14 protein-coding genes are annotated in these 16,291 nt (G+C 66.5%); 2 read left to right on the top strand and 12 right to left on the bottom strand.

Annotation, left to right across the window (positions count from 1 at the left end):
- Nucleotides 1-11: 11 nt before the first annotated feature.
- Nucleotides 12-809: an MOSC domain-containing protein gene (locus NH8B_RS01880; RefSeq protein ID WP_014085764.1), complete on the bottom strand. Its 798-nt coding sequence runs from the start codon at nucleotides 807-809 to the stop codon at nucleotides 12-14.
- A 532-nt stretch (nucleotides 810-1,341) separates the two neighbouring features.
- Between NH8B_RS01880 and NH8B_RS01885 the strand changes: the two genes are divergently transcribed.
- Nucleotides 1,342-2,985 carry a methyl-accepting chemotaxis protein gene (locus NH8B_RS01885; RefSeq protein ID WP_014085765.1) on the top strand — a complete coding sequence of 548 codons (1,644 nt, stop codon included), beginning with the start codon at nucleotides 1,342-1,344 and terminating at the stop codon, nucleotides 2,983-2,985.
- A gap of 45 nt (nucleotides 2,986-3,030) precedes the next feature.
- Here the strand turns inward: NH8B_RS01885 and lnt are convergent, their stop codons facing one another.
- From lnt to NH8B_RS01920, 7 genes are all read right to left on the bottom strand, one after another.
- Nucleotides 3,031-4,524, bottom strand: a complete 1,494-nt coding sequence (gene lnt / locus NH8B_RS01890) for an apolipoprotein N-acyltransferase (RefSeq protein ID WP_014085766.1) — start codon at nucleotides 4,522-4,524, stop codon at nucleotides 3,031-3,033.
- Nucleotides 4,525-4,527: 3 nt separating this feature from the next.
- Nucleotides 4,528-5,379, bottom strand: coding sequence for an HlyC/CorC family transporter (locus NH8B_RS01895; protein ID WP_014085767.1), 852 nt, complete (start codon nucleotides 5,377-5,379; stop codon nucleotides 4,528-4,530).
- Nucleotides 5,380-5,383: 4 nt separating this feature from the next.
- Nucleotides 5,384-5,890: an rRNA maturation RNase YbeY gene (gene ybeY / locus NH8B_RS01900; RefSeq protein ID WP_008955668.1), complete on the bottom strand. Its 507-nt coding sequence runs from the start codon at nucleotides 5,888-5,890 to the stop codon at nucleotides 5,384-5,386.
- Nucleotides 5,877-6,848 (bottom strand): PhoH family protein, encoded by a 972-nt coding sequence (locus tag NH8B_RS01905; RefSeq protein WP_008955669.1) that lies wholly within the window; start codon nucleotides 6,846-6,848, stop codon nucleotides 5,877-5,879. The genes ybeY and NH8B_RS01905 overlap by 14 nt, the downstream gene beginning before the upstream one ends.
- Nucleotides 6,849-6,869: 21 nt before the next feature.
- Nucleotides 6,870-7,166, bottom strand: a complete 297-nt coding sequence (locus NH8B_RS01910) for a YciI family protein (protein ID WP_014085768.1) — start codon at nucleotides 7,164-7,166, stop codon at nucleotides 6,870-6,872.
- Between the two features lie 64 nt (nucleotides 7,167-7,230).
- Nucleotides 7,231-8,565 carry a tRNA (N6-isopentenyl adenosine(37)-C2)-methylthiotransferase MiaB gene (miaB, locus tag NH8B_RS01915; RefSeq protein ID WP_014085769.1) on the bottom strand — a complete coding sequence of 445 codons (1,335 nt, stop codon included), beginning with the start codon at nucleotides 8,563-8,565 and terminating at the stop codon, nucleotides 7,231-7,233.
- Nucleotides 8,566-8,588: 23 nt separating this feature from the next.
- Entirely contained in the window at nucleotides 8,589-8,951 is a 363-nt protein-coding gene (locus NH8B_RS01920) for a hypothetical protein (protein WP_014085770.1), read from the bottom strand.
- Nucleotides 8,952-9,171: 220 nt separating this feature from the next.
- Between NH8B_RS01920 and NH8B_RS01925 the strand changes: the two genes are divergently transcribed.
- Nucleotides 9,172-11,835: a sensor domain-containing protein gene (locus NH8B_RS01925; protein ID WP_014085771.1), complete on the top strand. Its 2,664-nt coding sequence runs from the start codon at nucleotides 9,172-9,174 to the stop codon at nucleotides 11,833-11,835.
- A gap of 26 nt (nucleotides 11,836-11,861) precedes the next feature.
- Here the strand turns inward: NH8B_RS01925 and NH8B_RS01930 are convergent, their stop codons facing one another.
- The 4 genes from NH8B_RS01930 to antA all read right to left on the bottom strand — a co-directional run bounded on the left by NH8B_RS01930 (nucleotide 11,862) and on the right by antA (nucleotide 15,891).
- Nucleotides 11,862-12,872 carry an AraC family transcriptional regulator gene (locus NH8B_RS01930; protein ID WP_014085772.1) on the bottom strand — a complete coding sequence of 337 codons (1,011 nt, stop codon included), beginning with the start codon at nucleotides 12,870-12,872 and terminating at the stop codon, nucleotides 11,862-11,864.
- A 90-nt stretch (nucleotides 12,873-12,962) separates the two neighbouring features.
- Nucleotides 12,963-13,994, bottom strand: coding sequence for an anthranilate 1,2-dioxygenase electron transfer component AntC (gene antC / locus NH8B_RS01935; protein ID WP_014085773.1), 1,032 nt, complete (start codon nucleotides 13,992-13,994; stop codon nucleotides 12,963-12,965).
- A 16-nt stretch (nucleotides 13,995-14,010) separates the two neighbouring features.
- Nucleotides 14,011-14,499, bottom strand: coding sequence for an anthranilate 1,2-dioxygenase small subunit (gene antB, locus NH8B_RS01940; protein WP_014085774.1), 489 nt, complete (start codon nucleotides 14,497-14,499; stop codon nucleotides 14,011-14,013).
- A gap of 3 nt (nucleotides 14,500-14,502) precedes the next feature.
- Nucleotides 14,503-15,891, bottom strand: a complete 1,389-nt coding sequence (gene antA / locus NH8B_RS01945) for an anthranilate 1,2-dioxygenase large subunit (RefSeq protein ID WP_014085775.1) — start codon at nucleotides 15,889-15,891, stop codon at nucleotides 14,503-14,505.
- Between the last annotated feature and the right edge of the window lie 400 nt (nucleotides 15,892-16,291).

Genomic DNA, 16,291 nt, shown 5'->3' on the forward strand with positions numbered 1-16,291 from the left:
TGGAGTTGCCGTCAGAAAGTATAGCGTAGCTCAAGCACCTCGAAGGGGTCGCCAAGCTGGAGGAGGCCTTCGTTGCGGGGTACCAGATTGACGCCGAAGCAGATGCCCTCGGGCAGCTGGCGAGTCTTGATCAGGGTGGCAAGGGGCTCGCCGTCTGGCGACGGCATGCCGTTGTCGGGGTTGACCGTGGTCAGGGTGCAGCGGGTGCAGGGTTTGGCGACGTCAAAGATTACCGCGCCGATGCGTACCACCTTCCAGTCGTCTTCTTCGTAGGGCGTGGCACCGCTGACCACCAGGTTGGGGCGGAAGTGGCGCTGGGTGACTGGCTGGGGTAACTGGGCATTGAGTTCGTCGAGCGAGCTCTGGTTGACCAGTAGATAGGGGTAGCCATCGGCAAAGGACAGGCCGTGTTCGCTGGTCTTCTGCTTGCGATGGGAGTGGCGCCCCAGCCACAACAGGCGGCAGGGAATGCCGAGGTAGCGGCTGAACCAGGCGTCGGTCCGCGGCGAGCCATGATAGGCGGTGAAATGGTCTTTCCAGACGCTGGTAGCGCTGGGGGTGTCGAATTCGGTGGCGAGCGCGGCGATGGGGGCGGCATCCGGGGCCTGGAACAGGATGGCGCCGGGAATCAGCGTGCAGCGGATCGTGAGCAGTTGGGGATAGTCGCGTGCGGTAATGAAGCGCCCGGCCTCATCGGTCAGCAGCCACTCGCGGTCGTGCAGCAAGCCCTGCCACGAGGCAAACGCCCGGGCGTACGGAATGCCGCGGGCGGATTTGAGGGGGTGGACGTACATGCTGGCCAGTTGCACGGATCTGCTCCTTAGGAATGTGCGTTGCTGCGGGGTGAATGGGGCCTGCCTGGTGTGCTCGGCTGCCGTGATGCCTGGCGTGGGTTTGCCATGGCCTGGCCGCTGTGTGGGCATCGGTCCGGTTTGGCTGCTTTCTTGCGATAGGGTTGTCGCGTCTCGCCGGATGACGTCATGGCGTTGGCTTCATGGCGCCTGGCCCGACCGGGGCGGGTGCTGCCTGCGAGGTTAGCAGGCCGGAGCGCGCTCGGGTAGCGTGAGCGGCATCCGGGTCGTACCGGCAGGTGGCAGGCGGCTCAAGAATCCCCCTGCCAGGTCGATCAAGAAGGGGAGATGACGCTCTGGCGCCTCGTGGCCGGCTGTCCCTGATCCGGCACCTGGTGGCTGACGCGTTGGGTACTAGGGTTTTTCCTGAGAGCCTATGCTGAAGGCTTAGTAGTATCCTGAGGGGGGCTGACTGCTGCCAGGCAGCCTCCGATGTACCCGGCGGCCAGGGTTGGCCGAAGCCGTGTGCCGGCATAACCAGGGGAGAACAATGAAACAAGCAAATCATGGCTGGAGTCTGCGGGCAAGGTTGCTGGGGCTGCTGGGCCTGGTGGCCGTGCTGGTCTGTGTGCAGGGAGGCTGGAGCCTGCTGAGTGAGCGTGACAGCCTGCTGCAGGATCGCAAGGACAAGGTGCGCAATCTGGTCGAGGCGACGGTGGCGGTGGTGGCCAACTACGAGCAGAAGGCTGCCAGCGGGGCGCTGAGCGAAGCGCAGGCCAAGGCGTTGGCGGCGGCGGCGCTCAATGCCATTCGCTACGATGGCAAGGAGTACTTCTTCGCTTACGACCAGAATATGGTGTACGTGGCGCATGGCGCGCGCCCCGACAAGATCGGCCAGAGCGCCCACGGCATGAAAACGCCGGAAGGCGTCGACCTGGCAGCGCTGTTTCTGAAAACCGTGCAGGAGGGGCAGGGCAAGGGTTTTGCGCCTTACGTCTGGGACAAGCCGGGCTCCACGACGCCGCAGCCGAAGATATCGTACCTGACGGTCACGCCGGGCTGGCACTGGATGATCGGCACCGGGCTGTACCTGGACGATCTCGACGCGGCCTTCCTGCGGGCGCTGCTGGGCCTAGTGTTGCGGGTGGGCGTGGTGCTGGCGTTGCTGCTCGGGGGCGGGCTGCTGCTGGTGCGCAGCGTGCTGCGTCAGCTCGGCGGCGAGCCGGCGGCGACCGCCGCCATCGTGCGCCGTATTGCCGACGGCCAGCTGGATGCCTCGATTGCGCTCGCTCCGGGCGACCGCGACAGCCTGCTGGCGGCGGTGGCCGACATGCAGTCGCAGTTGCGCCAGCTGGTGCAGCGGATTGCGGAAGGGGCCAATACCATGTCCGGCATGAGCTCCCGGATCGCCGGTAACGCCGAGTCGGTGGCGCAGTCCTCGGGGCAGCAGAGTGGTGCCGCGACGTCGATGGCGGCTTCGGTGCAGCAGATGACGGTGAGCATCAACCAGATTGCCGAGCATGCCCAGGACGCGCGCCAGCTATCGCAGGCTTCCGGCACGCTGTCGCGCGAGGGCGGGGAGGTGATCGCCAGCGCGGTGGGCGAGATGCAGCGCATCAACGAGTCGGTGGACCAGGCGGCGTCGAGCATCGGTGAACTAGCCCAAAAGACCCAGACCATCTCCAGCATCATGCAGGTGATCAAGGATATTGCCGATCAGACCAATCTGCTGGCGCTCAACGCGGCGATCGAGGCCGCGCGTGCCGGGGAAAGCGGACGCGGTTTTGCCGTCGTGGCCGACGAGGTGCGCAAGCTGTCGGAGCGTACCGCCCAGGCTACCCAGGAAATTGCCGGCATGATCGATGAAATTCGCCTGACTTCGGATGCTTCGCACAGCACCATGGCCGAGGCGGTACAGCGCGTGAAGAGCGGGTTGCAGCTGGCGGAGCAGGGCGGTGAGGCGATTGCGCGCATCCGCGACAGCGCCCAGCAGGTGGTGGTGGTGGTGAACGATATCTCGCACTCGCTGAAGGAGCAGAGCGAGGCGAGTCAGGGGATTGCCCGCCACGTCGACGATATCGCGCAGAGCGCGGCGGTCAATGCCGACGCCTCGCTGGCGGCGTCGCATGCGATCGAGGAACTGCATGCGCTGGCCGATACCCTGCGCGACCAGGTGGCGCGGTTCCGCTGGTAAGCGCGCTAGTCGCTGCGAGTAGGCCCGGCCACTGCCGGGCCTTTTTCATGCCTGTGGCCCGCGCTGGCGACGCCCGATCAGGATGGCCAGCGTCAGCAGCAGGGCGGCCAGCAGCAGGACCGGGCGGTTGCCGTACTGCATGTAGGGGGTCAGTCCAGTGCGTCCCTGCACCATGCCGGACAGCACCTGGCGCGTGAACGGGGCGGCAATCGAGCCGATTTCGCCATCGGCGTGGATGATCGCGGTCATACCGGTGTTGGTGGCGCGCAGCATTGGCCGCCCGGTTTCCAGCGCTCGCGTCTGCGATAGCTGAAGATGCTGGCTGGCGGCGTCGCTCTGGCCGAACCAGGCCAGGTTGCTGACGTTGGCGAGCAGGGTGGCCTTGGCGGCCGGGCCGATCAGCTCCTCGCCGAAGCTGTCTTCGTAGCAGACGTTGAACGCCACCTGCTGGCCGGCCATGGCGATCGGCGGCTGGTCGGCGCCGCCGCGGCTGAAGCCGGAGAGTGGCATGTTCATGAAGCGGTAAATCCAGCTGGTGATGCCTGGCAGCGGGATGAACTCGCCGAACGGCACCAGGTGGTTCTTGGCATAGTACGGCAGCCCCGGCGTGGTCGGGGCGATGACGGCGTTGAGGTAGCCGCGGCCGTCGTCGGTGCGGCGCGGCACGCCGAAGGCCAGGGCCATCTGGTTGCGCTCGGCGGTGGCCGCGAGCAGGCCGAGGAAGCCGGGGGGCAGTTCGTCGAGGAACACGGGCAGGGCGGTTTCCGGCAGGATCATCAGGTCGGCGCGGCTGTTGGCGACCTGGCGATAGTAGCTGGTGAGGGTGTATTCGTAGATCGCCGGATCCCACTTCAGGCTCTGCGGGATGTTGCCCTGGGCCAGCGCCACGCGCAGCGGTTTGCCTACGGGCCGGGTCCACTCGATCGCCTTGAGCTGCTGGCCGCCGGCCCAGCACGCGGCGACCATAAGCAGCAGCGCCAGGCGCCAGCGGTTGGCGAGGCGGGGCAGCACGATCAGGGCGCCGGCGCTGAACGCCACCAGCAGGGTGACGCCGTAGACGCCGGACACGGCGGCGTAGCCCGCCAGCGGGCTCTCGGTAATCTGGGAGTAGCCGGCGGTGCCCCAGGGGAAGCCGGTGAGCATCCAGCCGCGCAGCCATTCGGACAGGGTCCACAGGGCCGGGAACAGCACCAGCCAGCGCATGGCGGGGCGGCGGTCGATGCGGCAGGCGAGCCACAGTGCGAGGCCGGGGTAGAGCGCGAGGTAGGCCGGCAGCAGCGCCGTCATCGGCGCGGCGAGCCAGAACGGCATGCCGGCGATGTCGTGCAGGCTGTAGTAGATCCAGTGGAAGTTGGCGGTGTAGGCAGCGACACCCCAGCTGTAGCCGAGCCAGAAGGCGCGCTGGGGGCGGCGTTGGGCCAGTTCGGCGAGTGCCGCGAGGGCGAGCGGCATCAGCCAGAACAGGCGGTAGGGGGCGAAGGCGAACAGCGTGGCGGCGCCGGCGAGCGCGGCCACGAGCAGGAGCAGTAAGGTGCGCATGGGTCAGGGTGTGAGCGGCTGGTCCTGGGTTTGCAGGCGTTCGACCAGCAGGGTGTGCAGACGGCGGCCGTCGGTGCGGATCACGGTGAAGCGCAGGTCGTCGCTTTGCACCGTTTCGCCGCGCTTGGGCAGGTGGCCGAATAGCGAGATCACCAGGCCGCCGATGGTATCGACGTCGTTGTCGGCAAAACCGGTATCGAAGTAGTGGTTGAAGTCGGCGATCTCGGTCAGCGCCTTGACGCGGTAGCGTTGGCCGCGCACCGGGATGATGTTGTCGGCGCTGTCGTCGTTGTCGTATTCGTCCTCGATGTCGCCGACGATCTGCTCGATGACGTCTTCGATGGTGACGAGGCCGGCGACGCCGCCGTATTCGTCGACCACGATGGCCATGTGGTTGCGCGTGGTGCGGAAGTCGCGCAGCAGCAGGTTGAGCGGCTTGGATTCCGGGACGAACACCGCCTGGCGCAGGATGTCGACCAGCTTGAAGGTGGCGGGCTGGTGGAAGTAGCGCAGCAGGTCCTTGGCGAGCAGGATGCCCTGCACGTCGTCCTTGTCGTCGCCGATCACCGGGAAGCGCGAGTGCCCGGTCTCGATGACGAAGGGCAGCAGCTTCTCCACGGTTTCATCGTGCCGGACCACGTCCATCAGGCTGCGCGACACCATGACGTCGCGCACGGTTAGTTCGCTGACCGACAGCACGCCCTCGATCATGCCGAGCGCTTCGGCGTCGAGCAGGTCGCGCTCGAAGGCCGAGTGCAGCAATTCGACCAGTTCCTTGCGGTCTTCCGGCTCACGCAGCAGCAGCGTCGACAGGCGCTCCAGCCAACCGGGTCTGCTCTTGCTGGAATCGTCCATGGTGTCAGGTTTTCTCCGCCGCGTAGGGGTCCGGATATCCTAGCTTGGCGAGAATGGCGGTTTCAAGCGCCTCCATGACCTCGGCCTCGTCGTCGTCTTCGTGGTCGTAGCCCTGCAGGTGCAGCATGCCGTGCACCGTGAGGTGGGCGTAGTGGGCCGCGAGCGGGGTGTCCTGTTCGGCGGCTTCGCGCGCCACCACCGGCACGCACAGCACCAGGTCGCCGAACAAGGGCATGCCGGGGAGGGTTTCGCCTTCGTTGAGGGCGAAGCTCAGCACGTTGGTGGCGTAGTCCTTGCCGCGGTAGTCACGGTTGAGGGCGCGGCCTTCCTCGCCTTCGACCAGCAGCAGGCTGATCTGCGCTTTCTGCACGTCGGCCTGCAAGGCGGCGCGGGCCCAGCGTTGCAGGTCGGCGGCGCGGGGCAGGTCGGCGGCGTCGCTGCGGATATCCAGCGTCAATTCCAGGCGTTCGGCCAACCTTTGTCGCAGCGGGGTGCGCTTAGCTCTTTTCATCGGACTTGCTTTGCGTGAGTTCTTTCAGTTGATGGGCGTCGTAGGCGTCGACGATTTTCTGCACCAGCGGGTGGCGCACCACGTCATCGCTCTGGAAGTGATGGAAGTGGATGCCGCGCACGTGGCTCAGGATGCGCTCGACCTCGACCAGGCCGCTTTTCTGGTGGCGTGCCAGGTCGATCTGGGTGATGTCGCCGGTGATCACCGCCTTGGAGCCGAAGCCGATGCGCGTCAGGAACATCTTCATCTGTTCGGGCGTGGTGTTCTGCGCCTCGTCGAGGATGATGAAGGCGCTGTTGAGGGTGCGGCCGCGCATGTAGGCGAGCGGGGCGATTTCGATCAGGTTCTTTTCGAACAGCCGGGTCACCTTGTCGAAGCCCATCAGGTCGTAGAGCGCGTCGTACAGCGGACGCAGGTAGGGGTCGACCTTCTGCGCCAGGTCCCCGGGCAAAAAGCCCAGCTTCTCGCCGGCCTCGACCGCCGGGCGCACCAGCACGATGCGCTTGATGGCGTCACGCTCCATGGCGTCCACCGCGCAGGCGACGGCGAGGTAGGTCTTGCCGGTGCCGGCCGGGCCGATGCCGAAGGTGATGTCGTGCTGCTGGATGGCCTTGATGTAGCTGTTCTGGCGCGGCGTGCGGCCGCGCAGGTCGCCACGGCGCGTCGCCAGCACCGGCGCTTCTTCTTCCGGCGTGGCGGCATGCTGGCGAACCTCGACCAGGCCGAGCTGGATGTCGTCGATCGACAGCTCCTGTTTTTCGGCCTGCAGGTAGAAACGGGTCAGCGCGGTGGCGGCGTCCGCGGCGCGCGAGCCGCGGATGCGGAAGCCCTCGCCGCGGCGCTGGATCACCACGTCCAGCCCGGTTTCGATCTGCTTGAGGTTTTCGTCGAGCGGGCCGCACAGGCGCGCCAGGCGTTCGTTGTCGATGGGGTTGAAGCTTAGCTGTTCGGTTTGCAAGGGGGATCGGCTCCGCGGCGTTCAGCCGGGCAGGGGCTCGCGCAAGGCGTCGAGGTCTGCCGCGGTCAGGGTCGGAATGAATTCGGTGATGTCGTACTGGGCCAGGCCGGCCTGCGCGAACGGGTCTTCGGCCAACCTTTGTTCCAGCGCGGCCCGTTCACCGCGCGCCAGGATCACGCCGCCGTTGCGCGGCACCTTGCGCCCCGAGGCCAGGAAGGCGCCGTCGGCGTAGCCGCGTTGCAGCCAGGCGACGTGGGCGTCGAGCAGGGCGTCGACGGCGGCGAGCGGGGCGGTGTAGCTGAGGGAGACGATGAACATGGTTGGCCGAAGCGTGAATGGTATGGTTTAAGGATACGCCCGGCATGGGCCGGGCGGAACTCCTTCAGACGGTTTCGGTGGTCACGATTTCGCCCGCCAGCGAGTGCGGGCGCGCCTCGGTGATGCGCACCTCGATCATCTGGTTCAACAGGCGCGGGTTGCCGATGAAGTTGACCACGCGGTTGTTCATGGTGCGTGCCGCCAGCATGTTCGGATCCTTCTTCGACACCGCTTCGACCAGCACCCGTTGCACCGTGCCGACCATGCTCTGGTTGATGGCGAAGCCCTTGGCCTCGATCACCTCGTTCAAGGCTTCGAGGCGGCGCACCTTCTCTTCGTGCGGCGTGTCGTCCGGCAGGTTGGCGGCCGGGGTGCCGGGACGCGGGCTGTAGATGAACACGAAGCTGAAGTCGAACTCGAGGTCCTTGACCAGCTTGAGCGTGGCGTTGAAGTCTTCCTCGGTCTCGCCGGGGAAGCCGACGATGAAGTCGGACGACAGGCACAGGTCGGGGCGGATGGCGCGCAGCTTGCGGATGATCGACTTGTATTCCAGCGCGGTGTAGCCGCGCTTCATCGCCATCAGCACGCGGTCGCAGCCGCTTTGCACCGGCAGGTGCAGGTGCGACACGAGCTTGGGCAGCTTGGCGTAGCAGTCGATGATGCGCTGGCTGAATTCGCGCGGGTGGCTGGTGGTGAAGCGGATGCGCTCCACGCCCGGCACTTCGTGCACGTATTCCAGGAGTAGCGCGAAGTCGGCGATCTCGCCGTCGGCCATCAGGCCGCGGTAGGCGTTGACGTTCTGCCCCAGCAGGGTGATTTCCTTGACGCCCTGGGCGGCGAGGCCGGCGATTTCGGTCAGCACGTCGTCGAACGGGCGCGATACTTCCTCGCCGCGGGTGTACGGCACCACGCAGAACGAGCAGTACTTGGAGCAGCCTTCCATGATCGAGACGAAGGCGGCGCCGCCGTCGACCTTGGCGGGCGGGATGTGGTCGAACTTCTCGATCTCGGGGAAGGAGATGTCGACCTGGGCCGCGCCGCTGTCCTGCTTGGCGCGGATCAGCTCGGGCAGGCGGTGTAGCGTCTGCGGGCCGAACACCACGTCCACGTAGGGCGCGCGCTTGACGATGGTGTCGCCTTCCTGCGACGCCACGCAGCCGCCGACGCCGATGATCAGATCGGGCCTGGCGTCCTTCAGCGGACGGATGCGGCCGAGATCGGAGAACACCTTTTCCTGCGCCTTTTCGCGCACGCTACAGGTGTTGAACAGAATGACGTCGGCCTCTTCGGGGTTGTCCGTCTTGACCATGCCTTCGGCGTCACCGAGCACGTCGACCATCTTGTCGGAGTCGTACTCGTTCATCTGGCAGCCGAAGGTCTTGATATATACCTTCTTCATGGCAACAGCGATTCCAGCTAGGGTTATGGCCGGGCCAGGGTGCGCAGATCGTCGTCCGTCAGTACCCAGATCCGGTTGATGGCGCCTGACATATCGACCGTCACCCCCACGCGCCGGCCCACCAGTCCCGGCAGCTGGCCGGTCAGCAGGAAGCGGTTGTTCTCGTCGAGGATGCGTACGCCGGGCGCCAGCGGATAGGCGGTGCCGGACGGGATGAAGAGTCCGGTGAGTGCCTGCAGCCAGGAGCGCTCGGCCGCGAAGCTGATCTGCGCGCTGTCGGCGGCGTTGATTTCTCCGACCTGCAGGGTGGCGGGCAGCACGCGGCCGGCCAGGGCGCTCTGGGCGCACAGCAGGGTGACGAGGAGGGCGAGGAGTCGTGTTTTCATAGGCAAATGAACATGTTGCGCGAGTCTACCATAGACTCCCCGGGGGGAGGCGCCGGCCCGTGGCAAAGCGGGGTTTTTCCTGTCGGTCAGGATGGTTGCCGCTCGCGCCGCAACGGCAAGAGCAGCGCGCCGGCGGGCTTGGCCCATTATAATGCCAAGTACATGACGCGCCGGGATAGGGCTGGCGCGTTCCCCCTATCCTTCCCCGACCTGGAGCCCCATGACTCACCAGCGCCAAGCGCTGCGCCTGTCCGGTACGTTCGCCCTGGCGGGCGTGCTGTGGATCGTGCTCAGCGACCGTTTCCTGGCCTCGCTGCCGGTCAGCACGCAGACCCTGACGATGCTGCAGACCTACAAGGGGATGGGCTTCGTCGCGGGTATCTCGTTGCTGCTCTACTACCTGGTGCGGCGTGCCTTGAAGTCGCAGGCACAGCTGTTGGTCCAGCTGCGGCGCAACCAGGCGCTGTTCCAGGAGGCACAGCTGAGCGCGCAGCTGGGCAGCTGGGAATACGACAGCGCGCGCCGCGAGTTCCTCTGGAGCGGCGCCGCCCGGCAGCTGCTGGGGCTGCCCGCCAGCGAGACGCGCACGGAGCGCGGCACCCTGCTGCAGCGGGTGGCGGCGGGCGATCGCGCGCGGGTCGCGGCGGTGCTCGATGCGATGTTGGCCGAAGGCAGCGGCAGCGTCGAGTTCTGCCGTGCCGGCACCGGCGCGACGCCGGTGTGGCTGCGGCTGCACTACCAGGTGCACCTCGACGAGGAGGCGCCCGGCCTGGTGCTGGGCGTGCTGCAGGACATCAGCGTCCAGAAGGCGCAGGACGACGCCTTGCGCGAGCGCGAGCAGCTGTTTCGCGGCACCTTCGAGCAGGCGGCGGTGGGGATCGCCCACCTCGGGCTCGACGGCCACTGGATCCGCGTCAACCAGCGCTTGTGCGACATCCTCGGCTACTCGCGCGAAGAGCTGCTGCGGCTGACCCTTCAGGACATCACCCATCCCGCCGACCAGGACAGCGGTCTGGCGATGACGCGACGCCTGCTCGCTGGCGAGATTCCCAGTTTTTCCATCGAGAAACGCTATCGGCAGCGGCGCGGCCAGCTGGTCTGGGCCAATCTCACCGCGGCGCTGATGCGCGATGAAGGCGCGCGGCCGGAATATTTCATCTTGGTGGTGGAGGACATCTCGGCGCGCAAGCAATCGGAAGAGGCCCAGCAGCTTGCGCTGACGGTGTTCGACAGCATGCTCGAGGGCGTGATCATTACCGACCACCACCGCCGCATCCTGGCGGTGAACGCCGCCTTTGGCGAGATCACCCACTACCCGGTGGAGGCCCTGCTGGGACGGACGCCGCCCTTGTGGCGCACGGCGCACCAGGATGCCGCGTTCTATCGCCGCATCTGGCGGCAGCTGCTCGCGAGCGGGCGCTGGGAGGGGGAGCTGTGGCATCGCAAGCGGGACGGCACGCCGTTTCCGCTGTGGCTGTCGATCAGCTGCGTGCGCGACGAGCAGGGCCGGCCGCGCCAGTACGTCTTCGTGTTCAATGACATCAGCCAGCTCAAGGACAGCCAGGAGCAGCTGGAGCGCCTGGCGCATTACGATCCCCTCACCGGGCTGCCCAATCGTCACCTGGCGCTGGCCCGGCTGGAGCACGCCCTGGAGCGGGCCCGGCGTCATGCCTTCCCGCTCGCGGTGATGTTCATCGATCTCGACCGCTTCAAGACCATCAACGACAGCCTCGGGCATCAGGCGGGCGATGAGCTGCTGGTGGCCATCGCGCAGCGCCTGCATCAGCGGCTGCGCCAGGAGGATACGCTGGCGCGCCTGGGAGGCGACGAGTTCCTGGTGGTGATCGAGGAGGCGCCGGTGCAGCAGGTCGCCAGCATTGCGCACGCCTTGCTCAAGGTGGTCGATCAGCCTTGCAGCTTCTCCGGCGGGGGCGAGGCCTACGTCGGCGCCAGCATCGGCATCAGCCTCTACCCCGGCGACGGGCGCAGCGCCAGCGAACTGATCCGCAACGCCGATGCCGCGATGTACCTGGCCAAGGCCCAGGGCAGCAACGCGTACCGCTTCTACACCGAGTCGCTGACGCGCGCCGCCAACGAGCGGCTGAGCATGGAAACCAGCCTGCGTCGGGCGCTGCGGCGCGAGGAGTTCGTGCTGCACTACCAGCCCCTGGTCGAGCTGGCGAGCGGCAGGGTGCTGGGGGCCGAAGTGCTGGTGCGCTGGCAGCCGCCGGGGGAGGCGCTGGTGCCGCCGTCGCGCTTCATCCCGCTGGCCGAGGAGACCGGGTTGATCGTCCCGCTCGGCGACTGGGTGTTGCACGAGGCGTGCCGCCAGGGCAAGGCCTGGCTCGACGCCGGGCTGCCGCTGCTGCTGGCGGTCAACCTCTCGCCGCGGCAGTTCCTGCGTCACGATCTGGTCGGCCAGGTGCGCAAGGCGCTGCAGGGCAGCGGGCTGCCGCCGGCGCAACTGGAACTGGAGCTGACCGAGGGGGCGCTGATGGAACAGGCCGAGCAGGCGGTGAAGACGCTGAATGCGCTCAAGCGCCTCGGGGTGAGCCTGGCCATCGATGACTTCGGCACCGGCTACTCCTCGCTGGCCTACCTCAAGCGGTTCCCGCTCGACAAGCTGAAGATCGATCGCAGCTTCGTGCGCGACCTGCCGCGCGACAGCAGCGATGCCGAGATCGTCACCACCATCATCGCCATGGTGCGCAACCTCAAGCTCGAGGCGTTGGCCGAAGGGGTGGAAACGCAGCAGCAGCTGGCGTTCCTGCGCCAGCTCGGGTGCGACAGCGGCCAGGGCTACCTGTTCAGCCCGCCGCTGCCGGCGGCGGCATTCGAACGCTGGCTGCGCGATGGCCGCGGCGTGATCGCGCCGCCGCCCTGAGGCGGGGAGGGGGCGGCCGGGTGGCGCTAGCGCCGCCCGATGCGGCTCAGGGTCTGCGACGGGGTTTCGTCGAACAGTTTCCGGTAATCGCTGGAGAAGCGTCCCAGGTGGGTGAAGCCCCAGCTCATGGCGATGCTGGAGATATTGCGGCCGGAGCGGTCCGCCAGGATGTCGCGCCGCACCGCCTCGAGCCGGAATTGCTTGAGATAGGCGATCGGCGCCAGGCCGAAATGGCGCTTGAAGCCCTCGAACAGCTTGAAGCGCGACACGCCCGCCACGCGCTCGATGTCCTCCAGGTTCAAGTCCTCGTGCGCGTTTTCGTGGATGTATTGCCGGGCGCGCGTCAGATAGTGCGGACAGGACGGCGCCAGCATGCTGGCCAGTTCGTCCGAGTAGTTGTGCGGCTGCGACAGCAGCAGCCCCTTGATCAGGGCGTGCTCCAGGTCGTTCGCCATGTAGAGGTGGCTGAACAGCTTGCCGGTGCGCTCCATCTCGCTCAGCAGGTACTTGACCATGCGCCACCAGGCGGCCTGATCGCCGTTATGGGCATCCATGCCTGCCTGGAAGGACAGCGGGGCATCGAGCGGGCGTTGCAGCAGGTTTTCCAGCACCTTGCGCAGGGCCGGGCGCGGGATGGCCACCAGGATCTTGCGGCAGTTGCCGGCGATGGTGAGGGCCTGGTTTTCATGCGGCTGCAAGATCAGGCCGTTGTTGCTGTCGGACAGCAACAGGCGGCCTTCCGCCGACAGTTCCTGCTCGCCCACCAGCGGCAGGCTGATGCTGTAGCAGTTGAGCGGGGTGTCCTCGCGCACGACCACGGTCACGTCGGTGCCGTACTCGACATAACCGAGCGAGGTGGCCATCGAGCGCAGCACGTTGCCGGCGTGGTGAAACTGCAGCCGTTGCGGGCAGCTCACTTCCAGCCCGTGCGGTCCGCAGATGCCGGCCATCCAGTCGCGCGCGCCGTCCAGGTCGTTACGCAGCGCGTGTATGCCAAGACAATCGCACTCGGCTTGCGTTTGCTTCTGTTCGCTCATGGCCACCCTCCGCCTACGCCTAGCATAGGGAATTTGGACGCAATTTCATAGACTTGGGCCGTACCCGCCAGGGCGGGCACGGCCAGGGTGTCAGCGGCTGGTGTTGCTGTCGCTGAACTTCTCGTAGTAGAGGCGGGCGTCTGCCAGGCCCTGCGCGTCCAGCCACTGCTTGATCGCCTCGACCATCGGCGGCGGGCCGCACAGGTACATGTCGAACGGGCGGGCGGCCAGCCAGCGGCGGTCGAGGTGCTCGGGGATCAGCCCGGTCTTGCCCGACCACTCCGGCGACGGGTTCATCACCACGATCTGGTACGAGAAATCGGCAATGCGCTCGGCGTAGCCCGCCAGCCGTTCCAGCTCGCACAGGTCGCGCGCGTTGCTCACGCCGTAGTAGAGCCGCACCGGCTGGCCGCAGCCGCCCTGTTCGGCCAACTCGTCCAGCATGCCGAGGAAGGCCGATAGCCCGGTGCCGCCGGCCACCATCACCAGCGGCCGCTCCACCTGGCGCAGGTAGAAGGCGCCCAGCGGGGCTTCGAACGCGATGGCCTGGCCCGGCTGGCAGCGCTCGCGCAGGTAGTCGCTCATCGCGCCGTTGGGCAAGAGGCGGATCAGGAACTGCAGCTGGTTGCGCGGGTTGGGGCGGTTGGCGAACGAGTACGAGCGCCAGGCGCCGCTGCCCGGCACCTGCAGCCGCGCGTACTGGCCGGGCAGGAAGTCCAATTGCTGCGGGTAGGAGCTGGCGTCCAGGTGCAGGATCGCGGTGGTTTCGGACACCTGCCGTACCCCGCTCACGTTGGCCGCAAGCAGGCGGGGGCCGCCGGCGTGGCACAGGCTGGAGTCGAAATCGAAGTAGAACGAGGCGTCCGACTGTACCCGCGTCTGGCAGGTCAGCACCTTGCGGGCGGCGAGATCCGCCGCCGACAGGGTCTCCTCATCGACGTAGTCCTGGCTGTAGCGGCCCGCTTCGCAGCGGCCCTGGCAGGTGCCGCATACGCCCTCGCGGCAGTCGAGCGGGATGTTCACCCCGTTGCGCAGCGCGGCGTCGAGCAGGACTTCGTTGGGCCGGACGTCGAAGAACAGCGTTCTGCCGTCGGCAAAACTGAAGGCGACTTTGTGGCTCATGGCACGGTCCTCCCGCTTACAGGTGGTAGAAATCCAGCACCGCATTGATGGTGTCGTTGAGCAGCAGCACGTGTTTCCGTACGATCTTCCAGCTCTCGCCCGCGGGGCGCAGCCGGTAGGTGACGCGGCCGAAGAAGTGCTCGGCGACGCCGTGGCGGCTATAGAAGGTGGTCCAGTTGGCCTTCACCTCGAGCTGGCCGTCCGGACGCTCGTCGATGCGCACGTTGCTGATCTGGTGCAGGGTGCGCGGCAGCGGCGTGGAGGCGGCCGACTTGCCGGTGCGCAGGCGGAACACGCGGTCTTCCAGGCCGGAGCGGTTGCGGTAATAGATCAGCGACATGCCGCGCTTGGGGTCGGTGGTGTACTCGTGTTCGGAATCCCACTGCGGCACGTGGAATTCGCTGTCCTCGTCGAACAGATCGAGGTAGGCGTCCCAGTCCTGCGCGTCGCACAACTCGGCCTTGCGGTAGAGGAACTGTTCGATGGCGTGCTGTCGTTGGCTCATGGCTCAAATCTCCTTGCTGTCGTTGCACTTCTGCTGCAGGCCCTTGAGCAGGAACTCGCGCCAGGCGCCGTGCTGGTTGACGTACAGGCCTTCGTGGGTCAGTTCGGTGCCGGTCAGCACCGGCTGGATACCCAATAGCTCGCTGTTTGGCGTGGCGCCTTGCAGCCACTTGTGGTGGCCGCGCGAGATGTCGTTCCAGTGTTCCAGGCGCGCCTGGAAGCCGCGTTGCTGTTCGCGGAATTCCACCAGGTCGTCCGGCGTGCCCATGCCGGAGACGTTGAAGAAATCCTCGAACTGGCGGATGCGGTTTTCGCGGTCCTGGTCCGATTCGCCCTTCACGCCGATGCACTGGCTGATGATCTCGGTCTTGTTCCAGGCCACCGGGCGCACGATGCGCAGCTGCGAGCTGATCTGGTCCATGAAGAACAGGCTGGGGTAGATGTTGAGGTTGCGCAGGCGGTGCATCATCCACTCCGCCTTGGCCTGGCCGTGTTCCTCCACCAGGCGCGGCATCACGCTGGCGTAGCCGGGGCGCACCGCCGGGTTGGGCATGTCGCTGAACAGCACGCTGTGGCCGTTGCGGAACGAGAACCAGCCGTCGTCGGTTTCGGCATCGCCGGCGCCGAGCTTGCTGTAGTCGAGCGTGCCGCTGCCGGCCTCGCCCTTTTGCGCGTTGGCTCCCTGGCGGTGTTGTACCGTGGCCACGTAGTTGTAGTGCACGGTGCTGACGTGGTAGCCGTCCAGGCCGTTCTCGTTCTGCAGCTTCCAGTTGCCGTCGAAGGTGTAGGTGGATTTGCCCGGCAGCACTTCCAGTTCGCCGGTGGGGGACTGCGCCACCATCATGTCGAAGAAGACGCGCGCATCGCCCAAGTAGTCTTCCAGCGTGTCGCGGCCGTTGGCGTCCAGACTGATGAAGACGAAGCCCTTGTAGCTGGCGATGCGCGCCTTTTTCAGGCCGCGCGCGGACTTGTCGAAGTCCTCGCAATATTCGCCCGGCGCCTTCACCTTCAGCAGGCGGCCGTCGTTCTTGTAGCACCAGGCGTGGAACGGGCAGGTGAAGGTCGATTGATTACCCTTGCTCAGGCGCGTCAGCGTGGCGCCGCGGTGCTGACAGGCGTTGATCATGGCGTTCAGTCCGCCGTTGCCGTCGCGTGTCACGATCATCGGCATGCGGCCGGCGCGCAGGGTGATGAAGTCGTGCGGGTTGGGGATTTCGCTTTCGTGGCAAGCGTAGATCCAGTTCTTCTCGAAGATGAATTCCATCTCCAGCTCGAACAGTTCCGGTTCGGTAAACATCTCGCGCGCCATCCGGTACACGCCTTCCGTGGGTCGGAAGTCCAGACAGCCGCCGATGAATTCTTGCCATTGCGATGGGGTTTTTGCCGTGCTCATGATCAGTTCTCCTCCTGCCTTGTGATGGTCTTTTAATCACGCTAAGACCACGGCGATTGAATACCTGATCGGGGGGCGGGGCTATCCGGCTACTTGGCGTTCGCTATCCGTTTTTTTGGGCCGTCCTGTCGTCCTCCCCTCCTTGAGCGCTTCCGGTGCGTGTTCATGCCATCCGGGAGGTAGCCCCGTCGCGGCCCGCGCCGCACGGGCGCGTCCTTTGTCCTTCTCCTCTTCGCCGTCGTCCGCAAAAAAAGCGGATAGCCATTGACCAGTAGCCGGATAGCTCCCCGGCGCCAACGGGTATTCAATCGTCTCCAGCCAGGGCGCACCTCGCAACGGCCCGCGCCGGGCTCCGCTACGGGGTAGCGGGCGGAAGCGCAGGGCAGACGGGTTGATCGCC

Source organism: Pseudogulbenkiania sp. NH8B (assembly GCF_000283535.1).
In the GTDB taxonomy this organism is placed as follows: Bacteria; Pseudomonadota; Gammaproteobacteria; order Burkholderiales; family Chromobacteriaceae; genus Pseudogulbenkiania; species Pseudogulbenkiania ferrooxidans.

What these genes read in the sequence shown, in the direction of transcription:
- NH8B_RS01885 (WP_014085765.1), top strand. Translation starts at nt 1,342, where the DNA reads ATGAAACAAGCAAATCATGGCTGGAGTCTGCGGGCAAGGTTGCTGGGG.
- lnt (WP_014085766.1), bottom strand. Translation starts at nt 4,524, where the DNA reads ATGCGCACCTTACTGCTCCTGCTCGTGGCCGCGCTCGCCGGCGCCGCC.
- NH8B_RS01895 (WP_014085767.1), bottom strand. Translation starts at nt 5,379, where the DNA reads ATGGACGATTCCAGCAAGAGCAGACCCGGTTGGCTGGAGCGCCTGTCG.
- ybeY (WP_008955668.1), bottom strand. Translation starts at nt 5,890, where the DNA reads ATGAAAAGAGCTAAGCGCACCCCGCTGCGACAAAGGTTGGCCGAACGC.
- NH8B_RS01910 (WP_014085768.1), bottom strand. Translation starts at nt 7,166, where the DNA reads ATGTTCATCGTCTCCCTCAGCTACACCGCCCCGCTCGCCGCCGTCGAC.
- miaB (WP_014085769.1), bottom strand. Translation starts at nt 8,565, where the DNA reads ATGAAGAAGGTATATATCAAGACCTTCGGCTGCCAGATGAACGAGTAC.
- NH8B_RS01920 (WP_014085770.1), bottom strand. Translation starts at nt 8,951, where the DNA reads ATGAAAACACGACTCCTCGCCCTCCTCGTCACCCTGCTGTGCGCCCAG.
- NH8B_RS01925 (WP_014085771.1), top strand. Translation starts at nt 9,172, where the DNA reads ATGACTCACCAGCGCCAAGCGCTGCGCCTGTCCGGTACGTTCGCCCTG.
- NH8B_RS01930 (WP_014085772.1), bottom strand. Translation starts at nt 12,872, where the DNA reads ATGAGCGAACAGAAGCAAACGCAAGCCGAGTGCGATTGTCTTGGCATA.
- antC (WP_014085773.1), bottom strand. Translation starts at nt 13,994, where the DNA reads ATGAGCCACAAAGTCGCCTTCAGTTTTGCCGACGGCAGAACGCTGTTC.
- antB (WP_014085774.1), bottom strand. Translation starts at nt 14,499, where the DNA reads ATGAGCCAACGACAGCACGCCATCGAACAGTTCCTCTACCGCAAGGCC.
- antA (WP_014085775.1), bottom strand. Translation starts at nt 15,891, where the DNA reads ATGAGCACGGCAAAAACCCCATCGCAATGGCAAGAATTCATCGGCGGC.